General features: G+C 54.0%; 12 protein-coding genes. 6 read left to right on the forward strand and 6 right to left on the reverse strand.

Features of this window, described 5'->3' with window-relative positions:
* Nucleotides 1-95 precede the first annotated feature (95 nt).
* From glnQ to rhtA, 5 genes are all read right to left on the reverse strand, one after another.
* The gene (glnQ, locus tag BY447_RS16720; RefSeq protein ID WP_010254327.1) at nt 96-818 is read right to left on the reverse strand and encodes a glutamine ABC transporter ATP-binding protein GlnQ; all 723 of its coding nucleotides are present in this window, start codon (nt 816-818) and stop codon (nt 96-98) included.
* Nucleotides 815-1,474: a glutamine ABC transporter permease GlnP gene (glnP, locus tag BY447_RS16725; protein WP_013357248.1), complete on the reverse strand. Its 660-nt coding sequence runs from the start codon at nt 1,472-1,474 to the stop codon at nt 815-817. The genes glnQ and glnP overlap by 4 nt, the downstream gene beginning before the upstream one ends.
* Nucleotides 1,475-1,552: 78 nt before the next feature.
* Nucleotides 1,553-2,299 carry a glutamine ABC transporter substrate-binding protein GlnH gene (gene glnH / locus BY447_RS16730; protein WP_013357249.1) on the reverse strand — a complete coding sequence of 249 codons (747 nt, stop codon included), beginning with the start codon at nt 2,297-2,299 and terminating at the stop codon, nt 1,553-1,555.
* Between the two features lie 319 nt (nt 2,300-2,618).
* On the reverse strand, nt 2,619-3,122 hold the full coding sequence (gene dps, locus BY447_RS16735) for a DNA starvation/stationary phase protection protein Dps (protein ID WP_013357250.1): 504 nt from the start codon (nt 3,120-3,122) through the stop codon (nt 2,619-2,621).
* Nucleotides 3,123-3,447: 325 nt separating this feature from the next.
* Entirely contained in the window at nt 3,448-4,362 is a 915-nt protein-coding gene (rhtA, locus tag BY447_RS16740; RefSeq protein WP_013357251.1) for a threonine/homoserine exporter RhtA, read from the reverse strand.
* 368 nt (nt 4,363-4,730) lie between these two features.
* Here rhtA and ompX point away from each other — a divergent pair, with 368 nt between their 5' ends.
* A complete protein-coding gene (ompX, locus tag BY447_RS16745) occupies nt 4,731-5,243 on the forward strand; it encodes an outer membrane protein OmpX (protein ID WP_110331596.1) in 513 nt (170 codons plus the stop codon).
* Nucleotides 5,244-5,484: 241 nt separating this feature from the next.
* Here the strand turns inward: ompX and BY447_RS16750 are convergent, their stop codons facing one another.
* Nucleotides 5,485-5,676 (reverse strand): hypothetical protein, encoded by a 192-nt coding sequence (locus BY447_RS16750; protein WP_033782439.1) that lies wholly within the window; start codon nt 5,674-5,676, stop codon nt 5,485-5,487.
* A gap of 253 nt (nt 5,677-5,929) precedes the next feature.
* Here BY447_RS16750 and mntR point away from each other — a divergent pair, with 253 nt between their 5' ends.
* The 5 genes from mntR to BY447_RS16775 all read left to right on the forward strand — a co-directional run bounded on the left by mntR (nt 5,930) and on the right by BY447_RS16775 (nt 11,909).
* Entirely contained in the window at nt 5,930-6,388 is a 459-nt protein-coding gene (mntR, locus tag BY447_RS16755; RefSeq protein WP_010254350.1) for a manganese-binding transcriptional regulator MntR, read from the forward strand.
* Between the two features lie 20 nt (nt 6,389-6,408).
* A complete protein-coding gene (locus tag BY447_RS16760) occupies nt 6,409-7,518 on the forward strand; it encodes an SLC13 family permease (RefSeq protein ID WP_110331597.1) in 1,110 nt (369 codons plus the stop codon).
* A gap of 149 nt (nt 7,519-7,667) precedes the next feature.
* The gene (locus BY447_RS16765) at nt 7,668-8,813 is read left to right on the forward strand and encodes an HlyD family secretion protein (protein ID WP_033782445.1); all 1,146 of its coding nucleotides are present in this window, start codon (nt 7,668-7,670) and stop codon (nt 8,811-8,813) included.
* Nucleotides 8,810-10,378, forward strand: coding sequence for a DHA2 family efflux MFS transporter permease subunit (locus BY447_RS16770; protein WP_013357256.1), 1,569 nt, complete (start codon nt 8,810-8,812; stop codon nt 10,376-10,378). The genes BY447_RS16765 and BY447_RS16770 overlap by 4 nt, the downstream gene beginning before the upstream one ends.
* Before the next feature lies 1 nt (nt 10,379).
* Nucleotides 10,380-11,909, forward strand: coding sequence for an efflux transporter outer membrane subunit (locus BY447_RS16775; RefSeq protein ID WP_110331598.1), 1,530 nt, complete (start codon nt 10,380-10,382; stop codon nt 11,907-11,909).
* Nucleotides 11,910-12,038 lie beyond the last annotated feature (129 nt).

Genomic DNA, 12,038 nt, shown 5'->3' on the forward strand with positions numbered 1-12,038 from the left:
GATCTGCCCGTGTTCCCTTCGCAGGGTCGGTCTCACAGCTGGGCAGGGCAGACTTTGCCAACAATCAAAACGGGCCGCTAAGCGGCCCGTTTTGATCAGGATACGTGCTGCAGGAATTCGCGCAGACGTTCGCTGGGGGGATTGCTGATCAGACTATCGGGATCGCCATCTTCCGCAATCCGGCCTTTGTCGATAAAGATCAGACGCGAGGCGACCTTCTGCGCGAAGCCCACTTCGTGCGTCACAATCACCATCGTCATGCCTTCTTCCGCCAGATCCTGCATCACTTTCAATACTTCGTGACGTAACTCCGGGTCCAGCGCAGAGGTTGGCTCATCAAACAGCATCATCTTCGGCTTGACCGCCAGCGCACGGGCAATCGCCACACGCTGCTGTTGGCCGCCGGACAGCTCGGACGGGAAGTGATGCGCACGCTCTGCCAGACCGACTTTGCCCAGAAGCTCTCGTGCCAGCTGGCGTGCTGCCTCTTTGCTGGCACCGCGCACCCGGATAGGACCGAAAGCGACGTTGTCCAGCGCACTCATCTGTGGGAACAGATGAAACTGCTGAAACACCATACCCGCTTCCTGACGGATCAGACGGTCGTCGACTTTCGGGTCGTTAACGCGCAGGCCATCAACAATCAGCTCGCCGCTGGTGATCTCTTCCAGCTTGTTAATGCAGCGCAGCAGCGTCGACTTACCGGAACCGGATGGGCCGATAATCACCACCACTTCACCCTGGTTAATCTTCAGATCGATATTGTGCAGCACCTGGGTCTGGCCAAAATGCTTGGAGACATCTTTAAATTCAATCACAGGATTTTCACCCTTTTTTCAATGCGGCGCAGCACAAAGCTCAACACCAGCGTAATCACCAGATAGATGATCGCGACGGCGCTCCAGATTTCCAGAGCGCGGAAGTTACCGGCAATAATCTCCTGACCCTGACGTGTCAGTTCGGCCACGCCGATAACGATAAACAGTGAGGTATCTTTGATGCTGACAATCCACTGGTTGCCCAGCGGCGGCAGCATACGACGCAGTGCCAGCGGCATAATCACGTAGCGCAGTGTCTCGCGGCTCGACAGGCCAAGCGCCAGTCCGGCTTCACGAAATCCCTTGTTGATCGACAGCACGGCACCACGGGTGATCTCGGCAATATACGCGCCGGAGTTAATCATGATGGTCACCACGGCGGCGGTGAAAGGATCAATACGCAGGTCAGGGAATGCCATCGGCAGCGCAAAATAAATAAACATCACCTGCACCACGATAGGGGTGCCACGGATGATTTCGATAAACACCAGGGCGATGTTATTGGTGATCCAGCCACCGTAAGCGCGGGCAAAACCGGCCACCAGCCCGATAAACAGGCCGCCAACCAGGCCAATGATTGAGATAATTAAGGTCAGTTTGGCGCCTTCGAGCAGCGCTGGCATGGCGGGCCAGATGACGCTCCAGTCAAACTCCATGGTGTCACTCCAGATATGTTGCGATGGAAAAAAGCAGGGAAAAAGTTTCCCTGCTGAAATCAGATAACGGGCAAATTATTATTTAGGTTCAGTGCCGAACCATTTTTTATAAAGCGTGTTGTAGGTGCCGTTCTCTTTCAGGGTTTTCAGTGCGCCGTTTACCTTCTCACGTAAATCGTCGCTGCCTTTCGGGAAGGCGATGCCATACTGCTGCGCTTCAATCGAATCGCCTACCGCTTTAAAGCGGCCTTTACCCGCGGTGTGGATGAAGTACAGGATGTTTGGCGTGTCATGCAGCACCGCGTCTGCACGGTTGGTGCCCAGCTCCATGTAGGCGCTGTCGATGTTCGGGAACTGACGCAGATCTTTCGATTTGATGTTGGCTTTGGCGTACTCCACAGAGCCGGTGCCGCTTTTCACTGCGACGACTTTGCCGTTCAGATCGCTGATGCCTTTGATGTTGTTTTCATTGTTACGCACCATCACCTGCAGACCGCTTTTGTAATAGCCATCAGAGAACTCGATCGCTTTTTTACGTTCTTCGGTAATGGTGATACCCGCCAGTGCCAGATCGACATTGCGCGTTTGCAGTGCAGGGATAATGCCGCTGAAGTCCATTGGCTTCAGGGTGTAATCGAGCTTCAGCTCTTTCGCAATGGCATCCCACAGATCCACGTCAAAACCGACATATTTGTCACCCTGTTTGAATTCAAACGGAACAAAGGCGGTATCGGTAGCGACGACCAGCTTCTTTTCTGCTGCAGTGGAAGAGAGGGAGAAGGCCAGCGCCAGCGCGGCCACAGAAACTTTTAACAGTGACTTCATCATTTTTCCTTTTTTTACTACCAGGCGGCGGGGCCTGCGTTTGCGGCTTGTCATATGAAAGAATTATGCCAACTTTGCAAAATCCGCGAAATCAGAGAGTTAAATAACACAGCTGACACGATTTTGCAGTTAATTCTGCCATTGCACCTTATTGGTGCTCAACTTTGGTGCAGATAACTGTTTTGGTGCAAGGGGTAGTTTGCCTCAGATGTTAAGGCTGTGAAGCGGGGGAGGGAAGAACTGTTAACAGGGTCATAAAATTGCGGTAACACAGACGTAAAAAAGGCGGGTTTCCCCGCCTGATTGAGTGCAATACGTGTTATTCAATGTTGGCTTCGATGAACCACAGGAATTTGTCCAGATCGCGCGATGCCGCAGTAAAGATGTCAGCGGTATCTTCGTCTTTTACTTCTGAAATCGCTTTACGGGTATCGTTCGCCACAACGCTGTAACGGTCTGCCAGCGCTTTCAGATGATCCTGCACACTGTGGATATTCAGCGGATAGCTTTTCAGCGGAGTCTTGTCATTCACAACCTGCGTGGTGCCCAGCGCCACGCCACCCAGCTGAACCACACGCTCGGCAATGGTGTCCTGATGGTCAGTAATCGTAGTGCGGAAGCCATCCAGCATCTCATGCACACCGATAAAATTAGCACCGCGCATGTTCCAGTGCGCCTGCTTAGTGATCAATGACAGGTCAATAAACTCGACTACTAGACGGTTTAACACCGCGATGGTGGCTTTCTTCTCATCTTCGGCCACGTCGTTGCGGGTATAAATCAGGTCAGAAGATTTCGTTTTTACCAATTTAGCGGTACTCATCGTTTCAGTCCTCTCTTTGATGGTTGTCCTAATCAAGTACCGGATAAGTATAGCAGCGCTTTTGAGCTTTGCAGAAACGACTTTGACGATGGATGAAATAGCGTGTGTCTTTATTAAAGGCCGGGCTGGACGGGTAAGGTTAAAGCTATGTTAAAATATAACTATTATTAAATAGTCATTTAAATCATAACATTATAAGCAGTTGTAAATAACAGGTAAGTGACTGTTTCAAAATAGGATGAGCCGTAAAGCGCAGCGGTTAAGAATAATTCTCATGCTGAGCATGATTGTTATTTCGCCCGCCAGCGTGGCGGGCTGAAATCGATTATTTATGCCTGTCGTCTGATAATTCAACGCTGCTTAACTGATTCTTTTTCGGACGCATAGTCAGTGTTGAACCAGCTGAGGCGATGATGATGGCCAGCAGCGCCAGCCACTGAAGTCCGGTCAGCGTTTCCCCCAGAAACAGCATGCCGGAAAAGGCGGCCATGGCGGGTTCAAGACTCATCAGCGTGCCGAAAATGCGCGCCGGTAAGCGGGTGAGGGCGATCATCTCCAGTGAATAGGGAATGGCGCTGGAAAGCAGCGCGACCAGCAACGCGATCGGCATCACCGCCCATGTCCAGATGCCGCTTTCGGCGAACGTCAGCCCAAGCGGCACAAAAATGACCGAGGCGATCAGCGAACCGATGGCTACCGTTGCGGGGCCATGCTCTGCACCTGCCCGTTGTCCCGCCAGTATATAGATCGCCCAGCAGGCACCTGCACCCACTGCCAGCGCTGCGCCCAGCGGGTCAATCGCGGTCATGTCTGTACCAAACGGCAGAAGGAACCACAGGCCAATTACCGCCAGCAACACCCAGACAAAATCCAGTGGCCGGCGCGATCCAAACAGCGCCAGCGCCAGCGGGCCGGTAAATTCCAGTCCCACCGCCACGCCCAGTGGCACGGTACGAATCGCCAGATAAAACGTGAAATTCATGGTGCCCAGAGCCAGTCCATACATCAGCAGGGGCAGACGCTGCTCCCGGCTGAAGCGTAAACGCCAGGGCTTGAAAATGACGCAGAGTATCAGGGTACCAAAGCCTAAGCGCAGTGCGGTAATCCCGGTGGCACCTACAGAAGGAAACAGGCTTTTTGCCAGCGAAGCGCCGCCCTGCAGCGACAGCATCGCAATCAGTAGCACGGCAATCGGCATGACTATCGGGGCAAGATTTTTGGAAGCGGGAGAGGCAGACATCCTGTGTACTTTTCCTGGTCAAAAACGTAATGAGTCAGCCAGTGTAAAGGAAATAGCGGGCAAAGAATCACGGAATCGCGTTTTAAATCTGACTTAACTGAGCAAATTTTGGCCAGAATCAGGGCCATTTAGGTAAAGAAATGTCAGGATTTTTTAGGATTTAACTTAAAGCACGAAATGAGCACAAAATGATTATTGCAGAAAGATGACGGATTTTATAAGAAAAATGAATGACATAGGATGTCGCATTAACTTCCTGTTACACCAAACTTTCTGTTAGACAACAAAATCCGGGCAGAGTTTCTCGCTATTTTTTGTTATATTTTCAGCGTTGTCAGGAGAGAAGTATTTTCACATTTGAGGTGGTTATGAAAAAAATTGCATGTCTTTCAGCATTAGCCTGTGTACTGGCAGTATCTGCAGGTTCAGCAATGGCACAGAGCACCGTAACTGGTGGCTATGCTCAGAGCGACTATCAGGGCGTGGCTAACAAAGCTAACGGCTTCAACCTGAAATACCGCTACGAAGACGGTTCTAACCCACTGGGTTGGATCGGTTCATTCACCTACACTGAAAAAGATCGTACCGACGCTGGCATCTACAATAAAGGCCAGTACTACGGTGTGACCGGTGGTCCAGCTTTCCGTCTGAACGACTGGGCTAGCATCTACGGTGTTGTGGGTATCGGCTACGGTAAATTCCAGCAGAACGATACTGCATCACGCGCTAAAACTGATTCAAGCGACGTAGGCTTCTCCTACGGTGCAGGTCTGCAGTTTAACCCAATTCAGGACGTTGCGCTGGACGTTGGTTACGAGCAGAGCCGTATCCGTAACGTTGACGTTGGCACCTGGATTGCTGGCGTAGGTTACAGCTTCTAAGTTTAGCTTAGCTGACCTGCAAAAAAACGGCCCCTTGTGGGCCGTTTTTTATTGTGCTGATTTTACCCCGCTCGCCTTTCACCCCAAACCGATATCCGATGGCTCCTGCTATCCGCAGCCGATAACCAGCCGTAGCTGTTAATGCCGTAAGGCATACAGATTTCGTAGGCAAATAAGATAAGGGGTGAAGAAAGAGGGAAGTGAGCCTCTCAGTCGCTGGCTGAAAGGCGCTGAAGCAGGATTAGCCGCGCCAGATCAGATTCTGGCAGCGACGATCGGCAGGCTTATGGCCCAGCAGTTTCTCAATTAACATCAGACGCAGTGTGAACGGGGAACGCGTCAGCAGGCACAGCCAGGATTTCATCTCCGTGGTTGTTTTTTTCTCAGCCTGGAAGCATTTGCTGCAATCTAAGCAACATTTCAGGGTGCTCATAGAATCACCTCCCAATCATTGTCGACGCGGTAGTCAGCAGCCTGCGGTGAGAAACGTCATCACACCGGCGCAACAGAGGATCAACCGGGATCCCGCCTTTTGCTGCTTACATTATCAACAAATATAGCACTGGCTATATTGTTTAGCCAAGCCTAATGACGAAAAATTTGAGCTTCTTTGCGGCTGGTTTACAATGAGCGCAGCTAAATCCGTATAGCAGTGTCAATACGGGAAATAATAATGAGGAAGCTGAATGAGTCGTCGTGCTAAAAGCGTGGTTTCTGCGCCGAAAGGGCCACTGAAAGATATTGAAGAGCATGTCGAAGGTTTTCGGCAGGTGCGTGAAGCGCATCGTCGGGAATTAATTGATGACTACGTTGAGTTAATCTCTGATTTGATTGGTGAATTTGGCGAAGCGCGTCAGGTCGATATGGCGGCCCGTCTGGGCGTTTCGCAACCGACCGTGGCAAAAATGCTGAAGCGCCTTGGCAGTGCCGGGCTGGTTGAGCAGGTGCCTTACCGCGGTGTTTTCCTGACCGGTGAAGGCGAGAAGCTGGCAGAGGAGAGCCGCGCCCGTCATCATATTGTTGAAAGTTTTCTGCTGGCGTTAGGCATCAGCCCCGAAACGGCCCGACGCGATTCAGAAGGTATTGAGCATCACGTCAGTGATGAAACGCTGGCTGTATTTAAGAAGTTCTCCGAAACCCGTTAACGCTAAGGCGTACCCTCACCATGCCTCAACTGCTTCGATCTTTTTTGCATGACTCTATTTTGCATTTATTAATCGTGATTGGTGTAGTTCTGGCATTTCTGGCGGATTTCCGCTGGGCCGATCTGCCCGGTGCCGTAGACTGGCATACCATCATCACGCTCGCCGGGTTGTTGATTCTGACCAAAGGGCTGGAAACCAGCGGCTACTTTGACGTGCTGGGGGGACGGCTGATTGCGCGTTTCCGGCATGAACGCGCGCTGGCACTCTTTATGGTGCTGGCTGCGGCGTTGCTCTCGACGTTTTTAACCAACGATGTGGCGCTGTTCATTCTGGTGCCGCTGACGCTGACGCTGCGTAAGTTTTCCCGTTTACCGATCTCGCGACTGATTATTTTTGAGGCGCTGGCGGTTAATGCCGGATCGCTGCTGACGCCGGTTGGCAATCCGCAGAACATTCTGTTGTGGAGCCACGGCAAGCTGAGTGTGGTGGCATTTATCGTGCAGATGCTGCCGCTGGCCGCCTGGCTGCTGCTGAGTCTGGTGGTGTTAACCTGGTTCAGCTTTTCAAAGCGGTCGATTGATAAGCATGACAACCCGGAACAGCCGCAGTGGCAGAAGCCGCTGTTTATCGTCAGCGTCGTGTTGTACCTGCTGTTTATTGTCGGTCTGGAGCTGGAGATCACCGGCTGGATACTGCTGCTGATCCTTGCCACTTTCCTGGTGATGGCACGTCCGGTGCTGCTGCGTATCGACTGGAGCCTGCTGGCGGTGTTTATCGCCATGTTTATTGACGTCTTCCTGCTGACGCGTCTGCCGGTGATGCAGGCGCACTTTGATGCGGTGGCGCATTTCGGCCAGGGACAGCTCTATCTGCTGGCGATTGGGCTGTCTCAGGTGATCAGCAACGTCCCGGCAACGATTCTGCTGCTGCAAAAAGTACCGCCGACGGATGTGCTCGCCTGGGCCGTTAACATTGGCGGATTCGGTCTGCTGCCGGGATCGCTTGCTAACCTGATTGCCCTGCGCATGGCGAAAGACAAAGCTGTCTGGTGGCAATTCCATCTCTTTTCCCTTCCTCTGCTGGCCTGGTCAATGGCCAGCGGCTGGCTGCTGTTGCAGTTACTCCATTAGCCCGGATGCATCCTGCTACGCCCATCAAGTGGCAGGATGTGCGCCATTCCTCAAGTTTCGTAAAGTTGCACTGGATTTTGTCAATTTCCGAGATAAGGTTAACAGGACCTTTATGCCCGGAATCAGGGCCTTAGCCAGTGATGGGAACTATGAGCGAGAATAACCAACGCGATCAACACCAGCAGGACGCAGATAACGCGACGGATAAAAGCCGTCAGTCAGAGGAAAATCAGGACAACGACCAGCAGCCTGAGCGTAAACGCCCCGGTAAAAAGCCGCTGATTATTCTGGCGGTGGTGGTGGTGGTTATGCTGATTGTCGGCTTCTGGTTCTGGTTCTCTACCCGTAATATTGAAACCACCGATGACGCCTTTACTGAAGGCGATGCCGTTACCATTGCGCCTAAAGCGTCCGGCTATGTTGTGAAACTGCTGGTAAAAGATAACCAGCGGGTGAAGAAGGGCGATCTGCTGGTGGAAATCGATCCCAGTGATAACCGTGCTCAGCGTGAACAGGCTAATGCGCAGCTTGGCTTAGCGGTCGCACAACTGCATCAGGCGCAGGCACAGCTGGCGCTGTCAAAAGTACAGTATCCGGCACAGCGCGATCAGGCGCTGGCGGACCAGGCGAAAGCAGAAGCGAACCTGCTGAACGCGCAGGCGGATTATCGTCGCCAGCGTGGCGTCGACCCGCGTGCGACCAGTCAGCGTAATATCGACAGCGCGTCCGCGCAGTTACGTTCGGCGCAGGCGCAGTTACAAAGCGCGAAAGCGCAGGTTGAAGTCGCGTCACAGGTTGCCCTGCAGATTCGTCAGCAGGAGACCAATGTTGAAGCGCGTCAGCAACAGGTTGAGCAGGCGAAAGCGCAGTTAAGTACAGCCGATCTGAATCTCTCCTATACCCAGGTTCGTGCGCCTTATGACGGGTTTATCACTAAACGTAACGTTCAGCTGGGCACCCTGGTACAGGCCGGTTCCTCTCTGTTCTCGCTGGTCTCACCTGAGATCTGGGTCACGGCGAACTTCAAAGAGTCTCAGCTGCAACGGATGAATCCGGGCGACAAAGTGGACATCAGCGTTGATGCCTGGCCGGATATGAAGCTGGAAGGGCATGTCGACAGTATTCAGATGGGTTCCGGTTCGCGCTTCTCAACCTTCCCGTCAGAGAACGCCACCGGCAACTATGTGAAAATCGTTCAGCGCGTGCCGGTGAAAATCGTTATCGATAAGGGCCTTGATCCGAACCATCCGCTGCCGCTGGGTCTCTCGGTTGAACCGAAGGTAACCGTGGAATGAGTACGGCGCAGAGCTGGAAACCCGCCAGTAATCCGTGGTTAGTGGCGATCACGGTGACGCTGGCGGTGTTTATGGAGATCCTCGACACCACCATCGTTAACGTGGCGCTGCCGCATATCGCCGGTTCGCTCTCTTCCAGTTACGATGAGTCAACCTGGGTGCTGACCTCCTATCTGGTGGCAAACGGCATCGTGCTGCCTATCTCTGCGTTCTTCAGCCGGCTGTTTGGGCGTAAACAGTTTTTCCTGATCTGCATCGTGATGTTCACCATCTGCTCGTTCCTGTGCGGCATTGCCACGGAACTCTGGCAGATCATTCTATTCCGCGTGCTGCAGGGCTTTTTTGGCGGCGGGTTGCAGCCGGTTCAGCAGTCCGTGCTGCTGGACTACTTCAAGCCGGAAGATCGCGGCAAGGCTTTTGGTCTCTCCTCTATCGCCATTATTGTCGCGCCGGTTATTGGTCCGACATTGGGTGGCTGGATCACCGACAACTACAGCTGGCGCTGGGTCTTCTTTATCAACATTCCGGTCGGCGTGCTGACCGTGCTGGCCATTTATCAACTGCTGGAAGATCCACCGTGGGAGCGTAAATGGGCCAAAGGCAAACTGAAGATCGATTACATCGGTATCAGTCTGATTACGCTGGGGCTGGGTTGCCTGCAGGTGATGCTGGATCGTGGAGAAGATGAGGACTGGTTCGCTTCACACTTTATCGTGCTGTTCGCGGTGCTGGCGCTGGTCGGTATCGTCGGGGCCATCTACTGGCTGATGTATGCCCGTAAGCCGGTGGTCGATATTCTGGTGATGAAAGACCGCAACTTCTGGGTGGCTGGCCTGCTGATGGCTGGGATGGCGATGATTCTCTATGGCAGCTCCGTGGTGTTGCCACAGCTGGCGCAGCAGGATCTCGGGTACACCGCCACCTGGTCAGGGCTGGTGCTGTCGCCTGGCGCGGTGCTGATTGTATTGACGATTCCGCTGGTGCTGAAACTGATGCCGATTGTGCAGACGCGATACATCATCGCGTTTGGCTTCAGCTGTCTGGCCGTGGCGTTTCTCTACTCCTCCACCTTAACACCCAATGTCGATTTTAAAACGCTGGTGTTGATGCGCAGCGCGCAGTCGATCGGGCTGGGTTTCCTGTTTGTTCCGCTCACGACTATCGCCTTTGTCACCATTCCACAGCGGCTTAATGCTGATGCCTCGGCGCTGTTTACCATGTTCCGTAACGTGGCCGGATCGATTGGGATCTCGCTGTCGACCGCGGCCATCACCGAACGCGAGCAGGTACGCTCGGCGCATATGGTGCATAACATGACGCCGCTGAACGAGCCGTTCAACATTACGCTTCAGCACTGGGCGCAGGCGATTCGTGATTTTACCTCGGCGGTGGGTGATCCCGTTACGCTGGCAACCGGACAGCTTTATCAGGAGATGATTGCGCAGTCGCGCATCCTCGCTTACATCGATGTCTTCTCAGGCCTGAGTATTGTCGCCCTGATTCTGATTCCATTTTGCTGGCTGCTGTCGCCGATTAAGAGCGAAGGCAGTGCAGGAGCACACTAACATGAAGGTTTATTTCACTCATCGCCTGAAACCCCTGAGTTTACTGCTGGCCCTGGGGCTGGCAGGCTGCGCCGTCGGACCTGACTATCAGGCACCGAAACCCGTCGTGCCGGGCAGCTACAACACGCTGGATTCGCAGGAGGCGTCAAAACCGCAAACTGCCGCCATTAATTCACGCTGGTGGCGTAGCTTCAACGATCCACAGCTCGACAGCCTGATTGAGCGGGCGATCGCCGGTAACCTGAGCCTGCAGCAGACGGTGCTGCGCATTGCCGGGGCGCGTGAACAGCTGACACAGGCGCAGGGGAGTCTGTTCCCGAGTCTGAGCGGTTCGGCCAAAGTGACGCGACAGCAGCTTGGACTTAAAGGCTTGCTGGAATCCAATGGTGCGACCGATCAGCTCGACAGCAACGTGGCCAGCCAGCTCAATGGCCTGACCCAGCCGGTTAACCTTTATCAGGGTAGCTTTGATGCCAGTTGGGAACTTGATCTGTGGGGCAAAGTGCGCCGTCAGGTTGAGGCCGCTAATGCACAGCAGCAGGCGGCGATAGAGCAGCGCAATGATGCGCTGGTCTCACTGGAAGCCGAAGTAGCGCGAGCCTGGCTGCAGCTGCGAGGCGCGCAGAGCACCATTCAGACGCTGCAGCAGCAGATTGAAGTAGCGCAGCAGACCACCGAGCTTACGCAGAGTCAGCAGCAGAATGGACTGGCACCGCTGACCGATGTGGAAAATGCCCGAGCCCAGCTCAGCACGCTGCAGGCGCAACTGCCGCAGTATCAGTCACAGGCACGACAGGCGATGAACGGGCTGGCGGTGCTGCTTGGTAAAACGCCGGGTGCGCTGGATGCTGAACTCAGTACGCCAAAAGCGTTACCACCGCTACCGCAGTTTGTCCCGGTGGGTATTCCCTCCACGCTGGCACGTCGTCGTCCCGATATTCGTCAGGCTGAAGCGACGCTGCATGCTCAAACCGCTGAGATTGGCGTGTCTGTGGCGCAGCTTTTCCCGAGCCTGTCACTGACGGGTCAGCTGGGCGTGCGCAATACCGACGTCAGCTATCTGGATAACTGGAGCAGCCATTTCTACAGTTACGGTCCGTCGCTGTCAATTCCGATTTTCCAGGGTGGGCAACTGGTGTCGAGCGTTAAACTCGCCCGGGCACAGCAGGCCAGCGCCGCACTGGATTACCGTCAGACGGTGCTGACGGCATTGCAGGATGTAGAGAATGCGCTGGTCAGCTATCGCGCCGATCAGCAGCGTGTCACTGCGCTGGATGAGACGACCGGTGCCCTTCAGCGCGCCTTTGATCTCGCCAGCGACAGTTACCGGCAGGGGCTTTCAACCTTCCTCGAGGTGCTGGATGCACAGCGTCAGCTGGCGCAGGCACAGGAGCAGGCGACACAGGCGCGGATGCAGAGCGCGCTTGATTTAGTTGCGCTCTATAAAGCGCTGGGCGGCGGTTGGGAAACGTACCAGAACGTTGAAATGCCGCAATATCCGGTATTTGGCCCGGCCAGCCAGGCAAATTAGTCCTCTGGCGGTCGCTGCCTCTGTGCAGTAACCGCCCTTAATCTTTCTTCCTGTCAGCATTACGTCAGAGGCTGACAGCCTCTCCCGGCGATTGATAATTATCTAACCTGTTGAATAACCAGGTGTCTC

The organism is Pantoea sp. JKS000250, assembly GCF_003201065.1.
GTDB lineage: Bacteria > Pseudomonadota > Gammaproteobacteria > Enterobacterales > Enterobacteriaceae > Pantoea > Pantoea vagans.